The organism is Microbacterium sp. EG9 (assembly GCF_059759475.1).
The window spans coordinates 2,444,332-2,463,887 of sequence record NZ_CM186217.1 but is presented as its reverse complement, the minus strand read 5'-3'; the positions used below and the strand labels follow the sequence as shown (position 1 = coordinate 2,463,887).

Below are 19,556 nucleotides of genomic sequence, written 5' to 3'. Positions count from 1 at the left end.
GGCGGTCGCTCGCCGCGGCGGTCAGGCGAACTGGCCGTCAGCGCCGCCGAGGATGGCGCGGAGGGTGGCGAGGTCGATCTCGTCGCGGTCTCCGTCGACGTGCTCGTGGAGCGTGAACGGCAGTCCGAGGTCGGTGAGGTAGTCGATCGTCTTCTCCAGACGGGGGACCACGTCGATGTGGGCGTTGCCGAAGAGGGCGGCGGTGAACAGCGGCTGCCGGCCCTGGATGCTGCGCCGGAGCTCGACCGTCGAACGCCCGGTGATGCGGTAGAGCGCCTGCAGGATCGCGCTCGGCAGGTCGGGTGTGCCGTCGAGGGTGAGCGAGATCGCGGTGTCGGTCATGGTGCCATTCCATCACGGGCGCGCGGGCGGGCTGTGCCGGCGGCGCGGGCTCGTGCGGGTGGCGGGTGCGTCAGAACGGGGCGGGCTCGAAGGCGAGCGAGCGCGCGGGGCGATCGTCGTAGGTGCGCCCGGCCGGGCTGGTCCATTCGAGGGTGCCGTCCGGCCGCTGCCGGACCCGCCACGCGGAGTGGTGTTTGAGGGTGTGGTGGCGACGGCACAGGTGGGCGAGGTTCGCCACCGTCGTCGGACCGTCGTGCTCTCGGGCGATCGTATGGTCGATGTCGCAGCGTGGGGTGGGCTGGCGGCATCCGGGGAAGCGGCAGTGCTCGTCGCGTGCCCGGAGGAGGCGGCGCTGCTCGTTGCTCGGGCGGTAGCGGTCGACGGCGAGAACGGTCCCGCCGGTCGGGGCGGTGAACAGTCGGTCCCACCCGGGTGCGGTCTCGGCCAGGCGCCGGGCGGTGTCGGCATCCACGGGGCCGTGTCCGGCCAGATCGGCGGGGCGGTCATCGGCGCCGACGAGGGTGAGGAGGGGGATCGTGACCTGGATCCGCGCGCGGATCGACGCGCTCTCGGGCAGGGACGCGTTGCTCGCCTCGCTCGTGGCGTGCCCGCTCAGCAGCAGGTCGAGCGCGACGTCGCAGCGCACCTCGTCGAGGCGTCGCGTGTCGGGGGACGCGCCGTCTTCCGCGGGGAAGAGGGCGTCGCGCGGTTCGCCGTCGGCCGTGGGTCGAGTCGTGTCGGCGGCCGCGAGCGCGGTCGTGGCGCTCGCCGGATCGACGGCGGGCGGGCGACGGCGGGCGTCGGTGACGGCGCGCGCGAGTTGCGTGAGCCGGTCGAACGCGCCGTGGATCAGGTGCGCGGGACCGGTGAGGCCGAGCTCGGCCATGCCGTCGTCGCGGTCGGCGACCCAGACGCGACGATCGCGACGAGCCGCGTGGTGACGTTCGTCGAGGGGGACGGGATGAGCGAGACGTCGCGCGACGGGACGCAGTCGGCCGACCGTCTCGCGTTCGGCGACGGCGAGTACCGCGCTCTCGTACACGTCGCGCGCGTCGTCCGTGGGGATCGCACCCCCGGCATCCACGATGACGGCCGCGTGCGCGCGGCTGATCAGGCCCGCGCGCAGGGCGGCGAGCGTCGCCGGGAAGCGCGCGACCAGGGTGGCGGCGTCGCCCATCCGCGCCTGCACCGTGCGGTCGGACTGGAGGGTCGCGGCGCCGATCTCGGCCGCCACCGAACGCAGCGGGAGGTCGTCCGGCGCATCGCGATCGGCCGCGAAGGCGTCGTGTCGCGCGAGCGCGAACTCCTGGGCGGCATGGAGCAGCTCGGCTTCCTCGGCCTGTAGCGCGGCGATGCGGCGGCGCCCGTCGAGAAGGCCGTCGAGGATCGCGTTCAGGCGCGCGCGGTCGTCCGGCGGCGTGAGCGGATCGGTGTCTTCCATGCCTCGATTCTGCCGCGGACCTCCGACATCGGAGCGGGAAAAGGGCTGGTCAGAATCCGTTTGTGGATAACTGCACAGGCGGCTGGGCTGGGGAGGAAGACGCGCAAGAGTAAGGGCCGGTCGGAGAGGCTTCCGACCGGCCCTTGTCCCTTGCACCAAGAGTGTCCTGCAATCACATGCCGGTAGCTGCCACAGCAAAACAACTACCGTGCGAGCACTCTATAACGACCAGGTAACGGCCCACAAGGGGTTTCCGTTACCTTTTCGTGACTTCATACGAAAGTCGCATGCGGCTCTCGAACTGCCGTCTCCGGCTGTTCGATCTCGACGGCGTCGTCCGTCATTTCGACCCTCGGCTGACGGCCCCGACGCCGTGCTGTTCACCGACGATTCGCCCGGCCATGTCGCGGCAGCGCGCCGTGTCGGCATGGTCTCGCAGCACTTCGTGGGAGTGGCGGAGCTCGTGCACGCGCTGGAGGAGAACGGCGTCCCCGTGGACCTCTCCCGCTGAGAGCGGACGCCCCTCCCATCCGATCCGGCGTCGGTGACGAACAACACGCGTAACCCCGACCCCGGCGGCAGGAGATCACTGTGACGACACGCAACGGCCGTGTGAGGTCTCTCGCCCTGGCAGCCCTCGCGGGTCTGGTGAGCGGCGCCGTGTTCCTCGGTGTCGCGGAGCTGCTCGCCCTCCTGCTCGCGCGCACCGCCAGCCCGATCCTCGCGGTCGGCGGGTTCGTGATCGACATCGTGCCGCAGCCGTTCAAGGAGTTCGCGATCGCGACCTTCGGCGCGAACGACAAGATCGCCCTGCTCGCGGGGCTCGGCCTCGCCGTCGTCATCGCCTCTGCGATCGGCGGGGTGCTCGAGTACCTGCGCGCTCCGCTGGGCGTCGTGATCGTCGTCATCGCCGGAGTGCTCTCCACGGCCGCGGTCGTCTCGCGGACGGGGGTCACGCCGCTGTCGTTCGTTCCGCCGGTGATCGGCACGGTCGCGGCATCCGTCGTCCTCGTGCTGCTCGGCCGTCGCCTCCGGCGCTGGCGTGGCGCGGCCGCCGGTGAGTCCGGCGCCCCCGACGACGGCGCGCCGTCGGAGCAGGCCCTCGGCCGTCGCGGGTTCTTCCGCCTCGCCGGCGTCGCCGGCGTCTCGGCGGTGATCGTCGGCGTCGCGGCACGCGTCGTGACCGCGGCGACCTCGTCGGTGGACGCGATCCGCGACGCTCTCAAACTGCCCGCACCCCGACGGGCGCTGACCATCCCCGCGGGCGCCGAGCTCGACGTGCCCGGCCTGTCGCCGCTGTTCACGCCGAACGCCGACTTCTACCGCGTCGACACGGCCCTGACGGTGCCGACCATCGATCCGGCCACCTGGCGACTCGTCGTGGACGGCATGGTCGACCGCCGCGTGGAGCTGGGCTTCGACGAGCTCGTCGCGATGGGGCTCGACGAGTACGGCATCACCCTGACCTGCGTGTCGAACGAGGTGGGCGGCGGGCTGCTCGGAAACGCCACCTGGCTCGGGGTGCCGGTGCGCGACATCCTCCGGATGGCCGGTCCCCAGGCCGGCGCCGACATGGTGCTCTCCCGCAGCATCGACGGCTACACCGCGAGCACGCCGCTGTCCGCCCTCACCGACGACGGCCTGGACGCGATCCTGGCCGTCGCGATGAACGGCGAGCCGCTTCCGGCCGAGCACGGCTTCCCCGTGCGGATGATCGTGCCCGGCCTCTACGGCTACGTGTCGGCGACGAAGTGGCTCACCGAGCTGAAGGTCACGACCTTCGCCGCCGACGAGGCGTACTGGACGCCGCGCGGCTACAGCGCCGAAGCGCCGATCAAGCTCTCCTCCCGGGTCGACGTGCCGAAGATCGACACGCCGGTCGCGCCCGGCACCGTCGCGGTCGCCGGCATGGCGTGGGCGCAGCCGGTCGGGGTCGGGCGCGTCGAGGTCAACATCGACGACACCGGCTGGATCCCCGCCACGATGTCCACGCCCGTCAACGACGACAGCTGGGTGCAGTGGATGCACGAGTGGGATGCCACGGCGGGCACGCACTACATCGCGGTGCGCGCCTGGAACAAGAACGGTGAGCTGCAGGTCCAGGAGCGGGCGCCCATCGCACCGAACGGCTCGACGGGATGGCATCGCGTGCTGGTGACGGTGTCCGAGTGAGGATGCCGCGGACGTGCCGGCTCCGTCGGAGCGTTCCGCGGTCCAGAATGTCTCCATGACGCCCCGGTGGTCCGCCCTCGCCATCACCTACCTCGCGCTCGCGGTCGTCGGGCTGGTCGGCACGTTCGCCCTCAACGTCTGGTCGGTCGTGCTGATGCGCAACTACGTGCTGGACCTCGTGCAATCCGGCCCCGCGGTCGGCTCGATCGGCGTCGACCTGATGGTCGCGGCCGTGGCCGGCAGCATCCTGATCATCGTCGAGGGGCGTCGCCTGGGCATGCGCCGCCCGTGGCTGTACGTCGTGGCGTCGCTGGTGACGGCGTTCGCCTTCGTGTTCCCGCTGTTCCTCGCGATGCGGGAGCGGACCCTCGCCGTCCGCCGGGAGGCGGGGCGGTCGGAGTCGGACCGGGACGCGTCTAGGTAGCCGGGGTCTCGGGGCGCCGATCCTGGCGCTCGCGGGAGATGGTCCGCGCCAGCACCTGGCCGCCGCTGGTCAACAGGGCGCGTCGCCACGGGAGCGTCCCCTCGATCTCGATCTGGATCGACATGGACAGCACCGTCCGGATGACGACGATGAGCCCGAGGATCACGGCATCCTCGATCGACGGCTTCGAGGTGATGGTGCGGATGAGGTCCGCGGCCACGAGCACCTCGAGACCGAGGAGGATGGCTGCGCCCAGCGTGTTGCGCAGCACCAGGTACGCCGCGTGACCCTCGCCCGTGCGCCGCAGCGAGCGCCACGCCAGGACGACGGCGATCACGAAGCCCACGACCATCGCGAGGGCGCCGATCATCTCGAAGGCGATCGCGATCACCGTGAAGAAGGGCTCGATGTGCTCGGACATGGTCGCTCCACCTCGGATATCGTCGTCCCACTCTAGGGCGGCGGACCCGTCGACGCAGAACGACGCCCCCACCGCGAGGGGTGGGGGCGTCGCGAGCGGGGGCTTACTTGAACGCGTCCTTGACGTCCTCGCCGGCCTTCTTGACGTGGGCCTTGGCCTGGTCGGCCTCGCCCTCGGCCTCGAGGCGCTCGTTGTTCGTCAGCTTGCCGACGCCTTCCTTGACCTTGCCGCCGAGGTCCTCGGCCGCGTTCTTGATCTTGTCGTCGAGACCCATGATGTCTTCCCTTCTCTGGACTCCCGATCTCGACGTTAGGAGCGCCGCCGTGAGCACGGCAGAGGGTTGACGGGTTCGCCGTGAAGGGCTACATCGGCCCGCTCGCATCGGAGCGGGGGTCGCGCGGGGCGTCGGGTCGCGCGTCGTCGGCCCACACCGGCCAGGCGGGCAACGGGTCGTCGAACCGCGCCCAGGCGGCCGGACCGGCCTCGAGCTCGCGATCCGTCAGGAGCGCACCGTCGAGGGTGCGCGCGACGGCATCCGCGACGAGATCCAGCCCCGTGAGAGCGAGGTCCTGGGCGGTGAGGGCCGCGTGCTCGCCCGCGTCCTGGGGGTCGATCCACATCGCCGAGCCGACCTGTTCCCACCGGGCGAGGATGCCCGCGCGGGTCGCGAGCCGGCAGAAGCCCGCCGAGCGCACGAGCAGGCCGAGGCGACCGGTGTCGAGCTCGTCGAGCGCAGCGGCGAGCCGCGACGGATGGAACGGGCGCAGGCGCTCGTACCGGAGGGTCGTCACGCGCGGATCGGTCATGTACGGGTCGTGCTCGTCGTTGAGTGCCATCACCCAGCCCGCGCGCTCCGGCAGCGGGGCCTCGCCGACGCCGTCCGGGTGCCCGTGCGCCAGTGCCGGAAGGTCCTCGGCGGGGCCGCGCGACAGGCGGACGCGCGCCCGCGGCGCCAGGTGCGAGGCCAGCGCCATGAGCAGCGACAGTTCGGCGGTCTCGACCCGCTCCCAGTGCACGAAGCTGATGAGCGTCGCGGCCTCCAGGAGCGTGACCGCGCGACGCGCCCGTGCGCCGGTGTCGGCGTCGCCTCCTCCGCCGGGCGCCGCGTCGCGGAGCGGGCTGGGATCGCGCAGATCCGCCAGCAGGTGCCGGGCGTCGACGACGCACACGATCGGCGCGGGCTCCGCACGCGTGACGAGGTCCAGGTGCAGCACGTCGACGTCGATGTCGGCATCGATGACGACGCGCTCGATCTCGCGCCGGTCGCGCAGCAACGGCACGGCGACGGGGCCGTCGGGTTCCGACGCCGTCCCGCCCCTGCTCGCGCTGACCCGCAGCAGGCCGCGACCGCTGGCGTGGGCGAGCCCGGCGGCGTAGCGGCGGCGCTCGGGTGTGCACAGTCCGGCGACGATCAGGGGGGAGGGGGGCACGACGATCCTGCTCTCGGGTTGACGGACGGGTCGCACCACTCTAGCGTTTTATTGATAAGTATTCTCAATAAGGAGTCATCGTGAAGGTTCGCGCATCCCTCAAGTCCCTCAAGGCGCAGCCGGGCGCACAGGTCGTCCGCCGCCGCGGGCGGGTCTACGTCATCAACAAGCTCACCCCGCGTTTCAAGGGACGCCAGGGCTGAGCCCGATCGGTCCCCGCACGCTCAGGCGAATCGGCCCAGGTGGATGCCGGCGTAGGCGAGCGCCGCGACCGTCTCGCCGTCGGTGATCTCGCCGTCCCGCACCATCCGCAGGGCGTCGGCGAACGGCACCCAGCGCACCGCGTCGATGCCCTCCTCGTGCTGGGTCGCGGCGGCATCCGTCGCCCGTTCGATGCCGCGGGCGAGGAAGACGAACTCGGGCGCACGCGCGATGCCGTTGAGGGCGTTCATCCGTCCGAGCGGCGTCCACTCGCGCGCCGTCATCCCGGTCTCCTCGGCCAGCTCCCGCCGCGCCGCGACGAGGGGGTCCTCGCCGTCGGAACCGCCCGCGGGCACCTCCCACGACGGGCCGGTGGTGTAGCGCTCGAGCGAGATCAGGCAGACGCGGTCGTCGTCGTCGAGCGCCACGACGAACACCGCGGGATGCTGCATCTCGACGACGCCGTAGATGCCCTCGCCGTGGGGGCCCAGGACGTCGTGCTCGTCGACGCGGATCCAGCGGTTCTCGTACACGGTGCGCGAAGCGCGCGTCTGCCACGTCATGCGCCCACCCTAGAACGGGAGAACGGCCCGGACGGATTCGTCCGGGCCGTTCTCGGGGCATGGGGGAGCGGTCAGTACCAGCCGACCGACTCGGAGTGGTCCCACGCGCCGCACGGGGTGCCGTAGCGGCCGGAGATGTAGCCGAGGCCCCAGGCGATCTGCGTCGCCGGGTTCGTCTCCCAGTCCGCGCCCGCCGAGGCCATCTTGCTTCCGGGCAGGGCCTGCGGGATGCCGTACGCGCCACTGCTGTTGGCGGCGTTCACGCGCCAGCCCGACTCCTTGTTCCACAGCGACACGAGGCACGCGAACTGGTCGTCGCCCCAGCCGTAGCTGGCAGCCGCCATGGAGCGGGCGATGCCCTGTGCCGAGGCGGGGTCGACGTTCACGTCGACCGAGGGGACGGACGCCGATGCCGACGAGGCCTTCGCGGCGGCGGCGGCGGCTTCCGCCTCCGCCTGCGCCTGTGCGGCGGCGGCCGCGGCGGCCGCCTCGGCGGCGGCCTGAGCCGCGGCGGCCTCGGCGGCCGCCTTCGCGGCGGCATCCGCTTCGGCCTTGCGCTGCTTGGCGGCGTCGAGGGCGGAGCGCAGGTCGGCGGTCTGGGTGCGCACGGCCTCGGTCTCGGCGGTGGCATCCGCGGTCAGCGACGGGATCATCATCGCCGGCGTCACCTCGAGCGCCTGCAGCTTGTCGACGAGCGCGCTGAGCTTCGTGGTGTCGATCACGATGTCGGTGCGGCCGACGTCGAGGCCGGAGGCCGTGATGTCCATGGAGACCTTCGCGGCGCCGGCGACGGCGGCCTGGGCCTTGGCGAGGGCGGTGATGCCGCCCGCCGTGATGGCGCTGAGCGGCGCGGAGGTGGACTCGGCGACGACGGAGCCGCTGGTCGCGGCCGGGGCGGTGCTCACGGCGAAGGCCGGAACGGCCCCCGCGGTGGTCGTGGCGGCGCCGATCACGAGGCCGAGGCCGAGGAGGGCGGACGTCACGGGACGGTGGGGCAGACGGGGCATAAAGAGAGCAGCTTCCGGTGGATCAGAATCGCCCCGGGGCGGGTGAAGGGGCGATGCGCGTCCTCGGGTGGACACGAAGGTCACAGCTTCACAACGTTTTCTGGACGTCCCCGGCACGGAACCTGAGTGAAACCTGAACGCGGATGCCGGGCGCGGAGCGGATCGAGGGGCCCCGATTGCCACGGTCCGGGGCCTGTCCGCCGTCCTGACGGCGATATAGAGTCGCCTGCGACAGATCGTCATCGACAGGACGTCGCACAACGAAAAAGAGGCGAAAACATGGCATCCAATTCGGCATCCGAGATCGTCGACGCCGTCGGCGGGCCCGGGAACATCGCGAGTCTCACGCACTGCGCCACACGGCTGCGCTTCCAGCTCAACGACGGCGACAAGGCCGACAAGACCGCCGTCGAGGCCATCCCCGGCGTGCTCGGAGCGGTCCCGCAGGCCGGCGACCGCTTCCAGGTCGTGATCGGCGGCGGCGTGCAGACCGTCTACAACGAGATCATGGCGCTGCCCGTCATGGCCGGCGGCGGCGCTCCCGCCAGCGCGGAGAGCGACGCCGACATCAAGGCGCGCGAGCGCGCGAAGGGACCGCGCGGCACGAACGCGTGGCTCGACACGCTCTTCGAGTTCCTCTCGGACTCGTTCCGTCCGATCCTCGGCGCCCTGCTCGGCGCCTCGCTGTTCATCACGTTCATGGCCCTCGCGGCGACGCTCGGCTGGATCCCCGCGTGGAACGCGCCCGGCGTGGTGCTGCCGCCGTCGTGGGCCTTCGTCAACCTCATGTGGCAGTGCGTGTTCATCTTCCTGCCCCTGATGGTCGCCTACAACGCGTCGCAGAAGATCGGCGCCGACCCGTGGGTCGGCTTCGCGATCATGGCCGTCGTCATGCTCCCCGGCTTCACGGCGCTCGGGAAGACCGAGGATGCCGTGCAGACGACGTTCCTGGGCTCCGACATCACCACGGTGCAGGTGTTCGGGATGCCGCTGACCATCTTCGACTACAGCTCCCAGGTGTTCCCGCCGCTGCTCATGGCCGCGGTGCTCGGCCTCGTCTACAAGGGGCTGAAGAAGGTCATCCCCGAGAACATCCAGCTGATCTTCGTGCCCTTCATCGCGATGCTCGTGATGATCCCGCTCACGGCGTTCCTCATCGGCCCGATCGGCGTGTACGCCGGTGCCGCGCTGGCGAACGCCCTCAGCGCCATCAACTCCTTCTCGCCGTTCATCTTCGCGATCGTCATCCCGCTGGCCTACCCCTTCATGGTGCCGTTGGGCCTGCACTGGCCGATCAACGCGATCATGCTCCTGAACATCCAGACGCTCGGCTACGACTTCATCCAGGGCCCCATGGGCGCGTGGAACTTCGCGTGCTTCGGCGCGACCGCCGGCGTGCTGGTGCTGGCCTGGCGTGAGAAGGACAAGCAGATGCGGCAGACGGCGACCGGCGCCCTGGCGGCGGGCCTGCTGGGCGGCATCTCCGAGCCGTCGCTGTACGGCATCCATCTGCGGTACAAGCGGATCTATCCGCGCATGCTGGTCGGCTGCCTCACGGGTGGTCTGATCATCGGCATCGGATCGCTGCTGCTGGGCCTTCCCCACGGCATCACGACGCAGGCGTTCGTCTTCACGTCGCTGCTGACGATCCCCGCCTTCAACCCGATCGGCCTCTACCTCATCGCCGTCGCGGGCGCGTTCGTGGTCGCGATGGTGCTGGTCATGATCTCGGGCTACAAGAACCCCGAGCCGGCCGACGCGGCCGTCGCGACGGCCACGGCCGGCGCGGGAGCGGTCGCCCCGGGCGCCGCTCGCGACAGCATCCCGGCCGTCGCCGGCGGTGCGGAGCTCGTCGGCGTCGCGGGCGAGACGGCAGCGGCCACGACGGCGACCGCCGTCGCCGAGCGGCCTGCGGCCGTGGGCGAGCTCGTCCAGGTGGCCGCGCCGCTGGACGGGACCGTCGTCGCCCTCGACCAGGTTCCCGACCCCGTCTTCGCCGGCGGTGTGATGGGACCGGGCGTGGCGATCGAGCCGACCGGTGACACGGTCTACGCGCCCGGTGCCGGCACGGTGGTGGCCGCCCAGCCGACCGGACACGCCTTCGGCCTGCAGCTGGACAACGGCACCGAGGTGCTCATCCACGTCGGCATCGACACCGTCAACCTGAAGGGCGAGGGCTTCGACGTGAAGGTCAAGAACGGGGATCGTGTCGAGACCGGCACCCCGCTCGTGACCTTCGACCGCGCCGTGATCGAGAAGGCGGGCTACCCGCTGATCACGCCGGTGATCGTCCTCAACGGCGACTCGTTCGACACCGTCGACCCGGTGGCCCTCGGCCCCGTGACCCACGGATCGCCGCTGCTGGACGTGCAGAAGAAGGCCTGACCGCAGGCGCTCTGCGTTTCGACTCGCTGCGCTCTGCGTTTCGACTCGCTGCGCTCTGCGTTTCGACTCGCTGCGCTCGCTCAACGACCGGGAAGAGGGACCCCGGTCGTTGAGCGAGGAGCGCAGCGACGAGTCGAAACGCGGCGAGCCGCTCAGCGCACGACGGCGACGGCGTCCCAGATCGCGTCGGCGACGGCGCGCTTGGAGCCCGCGGCCTCCGCGACCACCGCACCCGCGGCATCCAGCAGGAGCACACGGTTCTCGGTCGCCTCGAACCCGTGCTCCCAGTCGACGCGGTTGACGGCGAGCAGGTCGACGCCCTTGCGCTCCCGCTTGCGGCGCCCGCGCGCGAGCAGCTCGGTGTCGTCGGCCGCCGTCTCGGCCGCGAACCCGATGACGATCTGGCGCGGCCGCCGCGCCGCGACCAATCCCGCGAGGATGTCGGGGTTCGGCACGAGATCCAGCCGCGGTGCGCCGTCCTCCTTGCGGAGCTTGTGGTGCGACACCTCCGCGACGCGGAAATCGGCGACCGCGGCGACCATCGCGACGACGTCGGCGGTGGCCGCGGCATCCGTCATCGCGGCCTGCAGCTCGGCGGTCGTCCCCACGCGGACGACCGCGATGCGGGGGTGGCGGGATGCCGCGGTCAACACGCCCTCGTCCACGTGCGCCGCCACGAGCGTCACCTCGGCCCCGCGCGCGGCCGCGGCGACGGCGAGCTCGGCGCCCTGACGTCCGCTGGAGCGGTTGCCGAGGAAGCGCACGGGGTCGATCGGCTCGCGCGTGCCGCCGGTCGAGACGGCGATGCGCCGTCCGGCGAGGTCGGCCGGGTGCCCGGCGGCGACGGCCAGCGCGGCCGCGACGATCTCCTCCGGCTCCCGCATCCGCCCGGGGCCGCTGTCGCCGCCCGTGAGCGGGCCGTCGGCGGGGTCCACGACGTGCACGCCGCGCGAGCGCAGCGTCGCGATGTTGGCCTGGGTGGCCGCGTGCTCCCACATGGCCGTGTGCATCGCGGGGGCCACGACCACCGGGGCGGTCGTGGCGAGCAGGGTGACCCCGAGCAGGTCGTCGGCGATCCCCGCGGCCATCTTGGCGAGGGTGTTGGCGGTCGCCGGGGCGATGACGACGAGGTCGGCGGAGGTGCCGAGGGCCACGTGGCGCACGCGGGAGACGTCGTCGTGCACGCTGGTCGTGACAGGATTCCTGCTGACGGCCTCCCACGTGGTCGTCCCGACGAAGCGCAGCGAGTCCGCCGTGGGAACAACGTGCACCTCGTGCCCGTTGGTCACGAGGGCGCGCACGAGGTGCACCGTCTTGTACGCGGCGATGCCGCCCGTCACGCCCACGACAACGAACATGGTCCGATCCTCCCACGCCCGCCGGCGCGGGCACGAGGAGCGGACGGAGAGGTCACGAGCACCGTGTGCACCGTCATCGTCCACGTCCCGGCCGACCCCGCAGTGCCCGTGCGGCTGCTCGCCGTGCGCGACGAGGACCCCGCCCGCTCGTGGGACCCGCTCGGGCGGTGGTGGCCCGAGCTCCCCGATGTCACGGGGGTGCGCGACCGGCGCGCGGGCGGCGCCTGGCTGGCGGCGGATGCCGGGGCCGGACGGGTCGCGGTGATCCTCAACCGCGCCGACGTGCTGCCCGCCGACGGCGCGGGGCAGGCGGAGCCGCCACGGTCGCGGGGACGGATCGTCCTCGACGCCGTCGCGGGGGAGGGCCCGATCGCGCCGCCGCACGCGCAGGGGTTCAACCTCGTCGAGGTGACCCGGGCCGGCGCGACGGTGACGATGTGGGACGGCACCGACCTGCGCCGCGTCGGTCTGACGCCCGGCATCCACATGATCGCGCACGACGACATCGACGACGAGGCGACGGCGCGCATCGCCGCCTGGCGCGACGCTTTCGCCGAGCCTGCCACCGCGGACGAGCGCTGGTGGGAGCCCTGGCTCGACACGCTCGAGCGCACGAGCGGGGTCGGCCCCACCGATGACCGCGCGATCGTGCGGGACAACCGACCCTTCGGCTATCCGACCCTGTCGTTGCTGGTGTGCGCGGCATCCCTCGGCCCCGACGGCGTCGACGTGCGCTACGCGGAGTTCGACGAGCCGGGGCAGTGGAACCGGCCCCGGCTCGCCTGAGCCCGTCCGGGCCGCCGACGCCGACGCCTCAGACGCCGCGGCGGATCGCGGTGACGAGGGGCCGCGTCGCGACGAGCGACAGACGCACCAGCAGGATGCCGGCCACGATCGTGCCCGCGATCACCGCGAGCGAGGCCGGTGCCACCAGCACCGTGAGTCCCACGATCGGCAGCGCCAGTGCCGCTCCGACGAGCGCGCCGCCCACCGCCGCCCACCGCAGCGGCACCATCACCGTGAGGGCCCGGGCGCGGCGGAGATCCCTCTCCGGCATGCCGAGGCGATCCAGCCCCACGATCAGCTCGCGATCCTCCAGCACGGAGGCGGCCTGCGTGACGCCCACCGAGCAGGCGAGCAGGGCGAAGCCGATCGCGAGCGTCACCAGCACGCCGGTGCGCATGTCGGCGAAGACGACCGCCTGGGCACCCGTCCCGTCGTCGTCGCCGGCGAGCGTCACCAGACTCGCGCCCGCCCCGCCCACCACCGCGATGAACGCGATCATCGCGATTCCCGACACGCGACGCCAGGCCGAGGCGGCGTGCGCCGACAGCTCCCGCCCGGCGATGAGCCGCGCGGGGGAGGAGGTCGTGCGCGCCAGGCCGCGGCCGCGGGCCGCGATCAGCGGCGTCCCGACGACGTTCACCACCAGCAGCGCCGCCCCGAACAGGCCCACCAGCACGATGAGGCCCACGGCGGCTCCCCACACCTGGGCGATCGCCGTGATGTTCGACACCAAGGTCGCCACGGCGATGAGTCCCAGGATGCCGAAGACGAGCGCCGCGGTGCGCCGCCGCGGCGGATCGGTCCGCCGCGCCACCCCGAGGGGGGTCAGCTGCACCCTGCGCAAGCTCAGCGCGGCGCTCGCCGTCGCGATGACCACGACGCCGGCGACCGCCGCGACGACGACGGCCGCGCCCGTCCACAGCGCGCCCGCGCCGACCGGACCGCCGAAGAACGGCAGCAGGCCCACCGCGGGCAGCAGGGCCGCGTACAGCCCGACCCCCAGGATGCCGCCGGCCATCGCCGTGCCGGCGGCCTCCAGCACCGTCATCGCGCTCACCTCGCCGACGCTCGCGCCCAGCAGTCGCAACGTCGCGAGCCGGTCGTTGCGCCGGCGCGCCGACAGTCGTGCCGCCGCCGCGCCGAGGGTCGCGATCGGCACGGTCAGCAGCACGAGGGCGAGCGCGCTGAGCACGCGATAGAGGATCTCCATGTCACCGGCGGCCCGCGGGTCGGTGAAGAACATGCGCACGCCACCGGCGACGACCAGCAGCAGCGCGGTGGTCACGGCGAACGCGACCACGGGCAGCGCGAGCGCCGCGCGCCCCTGGCGCGCCGGGCGGGCCAGCATCGCGGTCAGGCGGAGCGTTCCGGCGAGGCTCATGCGACGCTCCCGTCCGGGGCGGGCGCGTGCTCTGCGGCGGCCGCCGGGCTCGTGATGCGTCCGTCGATCATGTGCAGCGTGCGATCGCAGCGGGCCGCGACGCCCGGGTCGTGGGTCACGACGACCAGGCTGCGCCCCTGGCCGGTGGTCGCGTGCAGCAGTGCGGTCATGACCTCGGCGGAGGTCCGGGAATCGAGCGCTCCGGTGGGCTCGTCGGCGAACACGATCGGCGCACCGGTCACCTGCGCCCGCGCGATCGCGACCCGCTGCGCCTGGCCGCCCGAGAGCTGACCGATGCGGCGCTGCTCCATGCCCGCCAGCCCGAGCGTCCCGAGCCAGGCGGCGGCGTGCGCCTCGGCCGCCGCGCGTGGCCGGCCCTGCAGCAGGAGCGGAAGCGCGGCGTTCTCGACCGCCGTCAGCTCGGGCAGCAGCAGGTGCTCCTGGAAGACGAAGCCGAGGTGCGCGCGTCGCACCGCCGACCGCTGGTTCTCCGTCATGCCGACGAGCTCGACGGGGGCGGCGTTCGGGATGCCGAGGCGCACCGAACCGGCATCCGGGGGGATGATCGCCGCGAGACAGTGCAGCAGCGTGGTCTTGCCCGACCCCGACGCGCCCATCACGGCGACGGCCTCGCCGGCGGCGATCTCGACGTCGACGCCCGCGAGCGCGGTGAGATCGCCGTAGCGCTTGAGGAGGCCGGTCGCAGACAGCACGGGAGTGTTCATGCCTCCAGTCTTCGCGCCGCCGTCGTCGGCGTCGTCGGCCGCGGGGTGTATCCGGCATCCGTCGGCAGAGCGATCTCTGGCCGGTGTCTCACGACGCTGATAGCGTCGCGGCATGAGCGATGCCGATCCCGAGGCGGTCTTCTTCGCGGATGCCGCGGCCTTCCGGGCCTGGCTCGAGCAGCACCACGCCACGGCCACCGAGCTGTGGATGGTGCGCCGCCGCAAGGGGCATCCCGAGCAGGGGCTGCGCTGGGAGGACGCGGTCCCCGAGGCGCTCTGCTTCGGCTGGATCGACTCGACCAGCCGTCGCCTCGACGACGACGCGCGCATCCAGCGGTGGACGCCCCGCACGGCCTCCTCGACGTGGAGCGCCGTCAACATCGCCCACGTGGAACGGCTGACCGCGGAAGGGCGCATGCACCCCGCCGGCCTCGCGGCGTTCGAGCGGCGCCGCCCCGACCGCAGTGCCGTCTACTCCTACGAGACGCGCGACGAGCTCGACGAGGTCGAGCTGCGTGCCCTCGCCGCCGTCCCGGCGGCGCAGGCGTTCTGGGATGCCGCCACCGACGGCTACCGCCGCGTCTGCGCGCACTGGGTGCGCGGCGCCAAACGCGCCCAGACCCGCGCCGACCGCCTCGCCGCGCTCGTGGCGGACTGCGCGGAAGGCCGGCTCATCCCGCCGCAGCGCTACGGCGCGCCGCCCGCCTGGCAGCGCCGCGCCGCCGCTGCCGCCGCCGCCGCTGCTGGCGCCGAGAAACCATAACCACCGCGAGAAACCGCGTGGCGGGGTGTTTCTCGCGCCGGATCCGGTTTCTCGTCGGCGCGAGCCGCGTCCGCCGGGGCGGTCAGCGGCGGCGCAGCAGCAGGATGCCGTCCTTCAGCACCGCCTGCTCGCCTTCGGGGCCGGTCACCTCGCGATCGCGGATGTCGACGATCACGCGCTCCCACGCGTCGGGGTCGAGCGCGAGCAGCTCCAGCTCCTCGGCGGGCGGCAGCAGTCGTGGCGCGTGGCCGTCGCTGTGACCGGTGGACCAGGGCGGCGCGGCGGCGTGCGAGACGACGAGGAGGTGGCCGCCGACGGCGACGCGGTCGGCCGCCGCCCGCAGGAGCGCGATCCGCGGGAAGTCCTCCTCCCACGAGTGCAGGAAGCCGGCGCTGACGAGGTCGAACGTGCCGGGCGGGGCGGCATCGGCGCCACTGCCGACGAAGAACGCGATCCGGCCGCCGAGTCCGCGCTCGGCCGCCGCGGCGGCGCCGCGACGGATCGCGGTGGGGGAGAGGTCGACCGCCGTCACGCGCCAGCCGCGCTCCGCGAGCCACACGGCATCCGCGCCCTCGCCGCAACCGATCTCGAGAGCGGTGCCGACCTCGAGACCACCCGCGACGGCGGCGACGGCCGCGTTGACCCGGCCCGACCAGATGCGGTCGCGCTCCGCGTAGCGCTGCTCCCAGTCGGCGGCGCGCTGCCGGGCGCGCGCCGCGACGGCGAGGTCGGCGTCCTCCGCCGCGAGGGCGGCGTTGACACCCGCTCCGGCCATCGACCCGGCCGCCAGGGCGACGGGCACGTTGCCGTAGGGTGCCACGACGTTGCCGGCGGCCCACACGCGGGGGTGCGAGGTCGCCCCCAGCATGTCGACCGCGAGCGGTGAGCCCGGCAGATCGGCGCGGGCGAGGCCCAGCGCGTCGGCGAAGGCGACGTCGACCACCGGCGTCGGCGCGACGAACAGGGCATCGATCCCGTGGCTGCCGCCCGCGGCATCCTGCACCGCCCGCAGCGCCCCGTCCTCGCTCCGCACGCCGGTCACCGGGGTGTCGACGATGCGGATGCCGCGGGCGCGCAGGCGCGCCCGGACGGTCTCGTCGAGCGGTTCGATCGCCGCCGTGAACGCCGTGAGGTCGGCGCTCCACTGCCGGACGAGCTCGATCTGGTGGAGGCTCTGCGCCGACGTCGCCAGCACGCCCAGGCGGGCATCGGCCACCTCGTAGCCGTGGCAGTACGGACAGTGCAGGACGCTGCGGCCCCACAGCGCGGCGATGCCGTCGACCGGCGGCAGGACATCGCGCACGCCGGTCGCGATGACGAGCGCACGGGCGAGGTCGACCGTGCCGTCGACGCGCGTGATCCGCAGCGTCGCGCCCTCGTCGCGGACCGCCCCGACCTCGCCGGCCTCGACCCGCACGCCGTACCGGGCCACCTCGTCGCGCCCGCGGGCGAGCAACTCTCCCGGCGCGATGCCGTCGTGCCCGAGCACGGCGTGCATGTGCTCCGCGGCGGCGTTGCGCGGCGTGCCGCCGTCGATGACGAGCGTCCGGCGCCGGGCGCGCCCCAGCATCTGCGCCGCGCTCAGCCCGGCGGCCCCGCCGCCGATGACCACGGCATCCCATTCCCGTTCCTGCATGGCTCCACTCTGCGCGAGGGATGCCGCTGTTGCAATCTGATTTGCGGTAATGGCAAGATCGGCGCATGGAAACGGGGCTCGATCAGGTCGGGGCGCGTCTGCGGGCCGCGCGGCGGGCCCGCGGCTGGACGCTGGACGACCTCGCCGGCCCGAGCGGCGTCTCGGTCAGCACGCTCTCGCGTCTCGAGTCCGGCAAGCGGCAGGCCTCGCTCGAGCTGCTGCTGCCGCTGACGCGTCAGCTCGGCATCCGCATCGACGATCTGCTGCCGGCCCGCACCGCCGACCCGCGCGTCCACCGCGCCGTCGAGCGCCGCGACGGCATGGTCATCGCACCGCTCACGCGGGAGAGCTCCGCCGTGCAGGCGCTGAAGATCGTCTACCCGCCGTCGGCGGCCGCCCCGGCGCCCCGCATCCACGACGGTTACGAGTGGCTGTACGTGCTGAGCGGTCGCGTGCGGCTCGCCCTCGACGGCACGGAGCACACCATCGCCGTCGGGGAGGCGGCCGAGTTCGACACCCGTCTGCCGCACTCCCTCAGCGCGACCGCGGAGGGCCCCGCCGAGGTGCTGAGCATCTTCAGCGCCGCCGGCGAACGCTTCCACACGCACCTCGCCTGACGGCGAGAAACCACCACCCCCGCGAGAAACCACGCCGGCGCGTGTTTCTCGACGCGGCGATGGTTTCTCGCGGATGCCGCGGATGCGCGGATGCGGGAGTCAGCTGCGGTGGGAGCGGTAGTAGGACAGCAGCGCCTGGGTCGAGGCGTCCTGCGCGGCGGTCGCGGCCTCGTCGCCCTCGATCGCGGGGGCGATCTGCAGGGCCAGCTGCTTGCCGAGCTCGACGCCCCACTGGTCGAAGGAGTTGATGCCCCAGACGACGCCCTGGGTGAACGTGATGTGCTCGTACAGGGCGACCAGCTCGCCCAGCACCCGCGGCGTGAGCGCGGGCGCGAAGATCGACGTCGTCGGACGGTTGCCGGGGAAGGTGCGCGCCGCGACCAGGGCGCCGGTCGTGCCCTCGGCCTCGACCTCCTCGGCCGTCTTGCCGAAGGCGAGCGCCTTGGTCTGCGCGAGGAAGTTCGCCAGGAACAGGCCGTGCACGTCGCGGCCGCCGTCGCTGAGGTCGTAGGCGGGGTTCACGAAGGCGATGAAGTCGGCCGGGATGAGGCGCGTGCCCTGGTGGATCAGTTGGTAGAAGGCGTGCTGGCCGTTGGTCCCCGGCTCGCCCCAGAAGATCTCCCCCGTGTCGCTCGTGACGGGAGAGCCGTCCCAGCGGACGCTCTTGCCGTTGGATTCCATCGTCAGCTGCTGCAGGTACGCCGCGAAGCGGCTGAGCTGCTGGGCGTAGGGGAGCACGGCGTGCGACTGGGCGCCGAGGAAGTTCGTGTACCAGACGTTGAGCAGGCCCATCAGCACCGGGACGTTCCGCTCGAACGGGGTCGTCCGCACGTGCTCGTCGATCGCGTGGAAGCCCGCGAGCAGCTCGCGGAACGCGTCGGGGCCCAGCTCCACCATCAGTGAGAGGCCGATGGCGGAGTCCACCGAGTAGCGGCCGCCGACCCAGTCCCAGAACCCGAAGGCGTTGGCCGGGTCGATGCCGAAGGCCGCGACCTTGTCGAGCGCGGTGGAGACCGCGACGAAGTGGTGGGCGACGGCATCCTGCTTCTGCGCGTCCGACCCGTCGATCGCGCCGGCGGCGGTCAGGCCCGCCCACAGCCAGTCGCGCGCGAGTCGCGCGTTGGTGAGGGTCTCCAGCGTGGTGAAGGTCTTCGACGCTACGATGAACAGCGTCGTCTCGGGGTCGAGGTCCTTCGTCTTGTGGGCGAGGTCGAACGGGTCGATGTTCGAGACGAAGCGCGCCTGGATGCCGGCGGTCGCATACGGCTCCAGCGCCGTGGAGATCATCGCGGGGCCGAGGTCGCTGCCGCCGATGCCGATGTTGACGACGTGCGTCACCTTCTTGCCGGTGACGCCCTTCCATGCCCCCGACCGCACGCGGTCGGCGAACGCGGTCATCGCCTCCAGGACGGCCTGCACGTCGGCATCCACGTCCTGTCCGTCGACGACGAGCTCGGGTGTCGCGCCGGCGGGACGGCGCAGCGCCGTGTGCAGCACGGCACGGTCTTCGGTCGTGTTGATGTGCTCGCCGCGGAACATCGCCGCGAGGCGGTCGGCGAGGTGCACGTCGTCGGCGAGGGCGAGGAGCGACGCCAGGATGCCGTCGTCCAGCAGGTTCTTGGAGAGGTCGACGTGCAGGTCGGCGGCGTCGAAGGTCAGGCGTTCGACACGCGTCGGGTCGTCGGCGAACCAGGCCCGCAGATCGGGCGCGAAGCTCGCGGCGCGGTCGGAGAGGGCGGCCCAGGCGGGAGTGCGGGTGGCGTCGATGGGAGTGCTCACGCCCTTACGCTAGCGCCCGCGGGCGAGGGTGCGCAGTCGTGTGTCCTGTGAGAAAGACACGGCCCGCGCCGGTGCCCGAGAACGACGGTGGGCCGGCCGTCCGAGCGGACGACCGGCCCTGCAAT

General features: G+C 72.8%; 20 protein-coding genes. 8 read left to right on the top strand and 12 right to left on the bottom strand.

From position 1 onward, the window contains the following. Positions 1-21: 21 nt before the first annotated feature. Both AC6CQV_RS11605 and AC6CQV_RS11600 read right to left on the bottom strand, forming a co-directional pair. A complete protein-coding gene (locus AC6CQV_RS11605) occupies positions 22-342 on the bottom strand; it encodes a hypothetical protein (RefSeq protein WP_498259543.1) in 321 nt (106 codons plus the stop codon). Positions 343-412: 70 nt separating this feature from the next. Further along, positions 413-1,783: an HNH endonuclease signature motif containing protein gene (locus AC6CQV_RS11600; protein ID WP_498259542.1), complete on the bottom strand. Its 1,371-nt coding sequence runs from the start codon at positions 1,781-1,783 to the stop codon at positions 413-415. A gap of 373 nt (positions 1,784-2,156) precedes the next feature. On the opposite strand from AC6CQV_RS11600, the gene AC6CQV_RS11595 reads away from it, so the two are divergent. From AC6CQV_RS11595 to AC6CQV_RS11585, 3 genes are all read left to right on the top strand, one after another. Beyond that, the gene (locus AC6CQV_RS11595; RefSeq protein ID WP_157831551.1) at positions 2,157-2,294 is read left to right on the top strand and encodes a hypothetical protein; all 138 of its coding nucleotides are present in this window, start codon (positions 2,157-2,159) and stop codon (positions 2,292-2,294) included. A gap of 80 nt (positions 2,295-2,374) precedes the next feature. Further along, complete coding sequence (locus AC6CQV_RS11590) at positions 2,375-3,955, top strand: molybdopterin-dependent oxidoreductase (protein ID WP_101305562.1); 1,581 nt, start codon at positions 2,375-2,377, stop codon at positions 3,953-3,955. A gap of 55 nt (positions 3,956-4,010) precedes the next feature. Continuing rightward, complete coding sequence (locus AC6CQV_RS11585) at positions 4,011-4,379, top strand: DUF2834 domain-containing protein (RefSeq protein ID WP_498259541.1); 369 nt, start codon at positions 4,011-4,013, stop codon at positions 4,377-4,379. Here the strand turns inward: AC6CQV_RS11585 and AC6CQV_RS11580 are convergent. The 3 genes from AC6CQV_RS11580 to AC6CQV_RS11570 all read right to left on the bottom strand — a co-directional run bounded on the left by AC6CQV_RS11580 (position 4,372) and on the right by AC6CQV_RS11570 (position 6,230). Then, positions 4,372-4,800 carry a DUF1622 domain-containing protein gene (locus AC6CQV_RS11580; protein WP_101305563.1) on the bottom strand — a complete coding sequence of 143 codons (429 nt, stop codon included), beginning with the start codon at positions 4,798-4,800 and terminating at the stop codon, positions 4,372-4,374. The genes AC6CQV_RS11585 and AC6CQV_RS11580 overlap by 8 nt on opposite strands. A gap of 103 nt (positions 4,801-4,903) precedes the next feature. Then, complete coding sequence (locus AC6CQV_RS11575) at positions 4,904-5,074, bottom strand: CsbD family protein (RefSeq protein ID WP_060959052.1); 171 nt, start codon at positions 5,072-5,074, stop codon at positions 4,904-4,906. Between the two features lie 88 nt (positions 5,075-5,162). Beyond that, the gene (locus AC6CQV_RS11570; protein ID WP_492492850.1) at positions 5,163-6,230 is read right to left on the bottom strand and encodes a GTP-binding protein; all 1,068 of its coding nucleotides are present in this window, start codon (positions 6,228-6,230) and stop codon (positions 5,163-5,165) included. Positions 6,231-6,310: 80 nt separating this feature from the next. On the opposite strand from AC6CQV_RS11570, the gene ykgO reads away from it, so the two are divergent. Beyond that, positions 6,311-6,433, top strand: coding sequence for a type B 50S ribosomal protein L36 (ykgO, locus tag AC6CQV_RS11565; RefSeq protein ID WP_060959054.1), 123 nt, complete (start codon positions 6,311-6,313; stop codon positions 6,431-6,433). A gap of 21 nt (positions 6,434-6,454) precedes the next feature. Here ykgO and AC6CQV_RS11560 read toward each other — a convergent pair whose 3' ends face one another. Further along, on the bottom strand, positions 6,455-6,994 hold the full coding sequence (locus tag AC6CQV_RS11560; protein ID WP_498259540.1) for an NUDIX domain-containing protein: 540 nt from the start codon (positions 6,992-6,994) through the stop codon (positions 6,455-6,457). Between the two features lie 71 nt (positions 6,995-7,065). Then, positions 7,066-8,001 (bottom strand): aggregation-promoting factor C-terminal-like domain-containing protein, encoded by a 936-nt coding sequence (locus tag AC6CQV_RS11555; RefSeq protein ID WP_498259539.1) that lies wholly within the window; start codon positions 7,999-8,001, stop codon positions 7,066-7,068. A gap of 279 nt (positions 8,002-8,280) precedes the next feature. Between AC6CQV_RS11555 and AC6CQV_RS11550 the strand changes: the two genes are divergently transcribed. After that, complete coding sequence (locus AC6CQV_RS11550; RefSeq protein ID WP_061781992.1) at positions 8,281-10,386, top strand: glucose PTS transporter subunit IIA; 2,106 nt, start codon at positions 8,281-8,283, stop codon at positions 10,384-10,386. A 152-nt stretch (positions 10,387-10,538) separates the two neighbouring features. Here AC6CQV_RS11550 and coaBC read toward each other — a convergent pair whose 3' ends face one another. Further along, positions 10,539-11,744, bottom strand: coding sequence for a bifunctional phosphopantothenoylcysteine decarboxylase/phosphopantothenate--cysteine ligase CoaBC (gene coaBC, locus AC6CQV_RS11545; protein ID WP_498259538.1), 1,206 nt, complete (start codon positions 11,742-11,744; stop codon positions 10,539-10,541). Between the two features lie 63 nt (positions 11,745-11,807). Between coaBC and AC6CQV_RS11540 the strand changes: the two genes are divergently transcribed. Beyond that, positions 11,808-12,530 (top strand): NRDE family protein, encoded by a 723-nt coding sequence (locus tag AC6CQV_RS11540; protein ID WP_498259537.1) that lies wholly within the window; start codon positions 11,808-11,810, stop codon positions 12,528-12,530. 28 nt (positions 12,531-12,558) lie between these two features. Here AC6CQV_RS11540 and AC6CQV_RS11535 read toward each other — a convergent pair whose 3' ends face one another. Then, a complete protein-coding gene (locus tag AC6CQV_RS11535) occupies positions 12,559-13,911 on the bottom strand; it encodes an FtsX-like permease family protein (protein WP_498259536.1) in 1,353 nt (450 codons plus the stop codon). Continuing rightward, positions 13,908-14,636 carry an ABC transporter ATP-binding protein gene (locus tag AC6CQV_RS11530; RefSeq protein ID WP_498259535.1) on the bottom strand — a complete coding sequence of 243 codons (729 nt, stop codon included), beginning with the start codon at positions 14,634-14,636 and terminating at the stop codon, positions 13,908-13,910. The genes AC6CQV_RS11535 and AC6CQV_RS11530 overlap by 4 nt, the downstream gene beginning before the upstream one ends. Positions 14,637-14,748: 112 nt before the next feature. On the opposite strand from AC6CQV_RS11530, the gene AC6CQV_RS11525 reads away from it, so the two are divergent. After that, positions 14,749-15,399 carry a YdeI/OmpD-associated family protein gene (locus AC6CQV_RS11525; RefSeq protein WP_498259534.1) on the top strand — a complete coding sequence of 217 codons (651 nt, stop codon included), beginning with the start codon at positions 14,749-14,751 and terminating at the stop codon, positions 15,397-15,399. 82 nt (positions 15,400-15,481) lie between these two features. On the opposite strand, the gene AC6CQV_RS11520 is transcribed toward AC6CQV_RS11525, so the two are convergent. Next, a complete protein-coding gene (locus AC6CQV_RS11520) occupies positions 15,482-17,035 on the bottom strand; it encodes an FAD-dependent oxidoreductase (protein WP_498259533.1) in 1,554 nt (517 codons plus the stop codon). A 65-nt stretch (positions 17,036-17,100) separates the two neighbouring features. On the opposite strand from AC6CQV_RS11520, the gene AC6CQV_RS11515 reads away from it, so the two are divergent. Next, the gene (locus tag AC6CQV_RS11515; protein WP_060959061.1) at positions 17,101-17,652 is read left to right on the top strand and encodes a helix-turn-helix domain-containing protein; all 552 of its coding nucleotides are present in this window, start codon (positions 17,101-17,103) and stop codon (positions 17,650-17,652) included. 99 nt (positions 17,653-17,751) lie between these two features. Here AC6CQV_RS11515 and pgi read toward each other — a convergent pair whose 3' ends face one another. Continuing rightward, a complete protein-coding gene (pgi, locus tag AC6CQV_RS11510; RefSeq protein ID WP_060959062.1) occupies positions 17,752-19,431 on the bottom strand; it encodes a glucose-6-phosphate isomerase in 1,680 nt (559 codons plus the stop codon). Between the last annotated feature and the right edge of the window lie 125 nt (positions 19,432-19,556).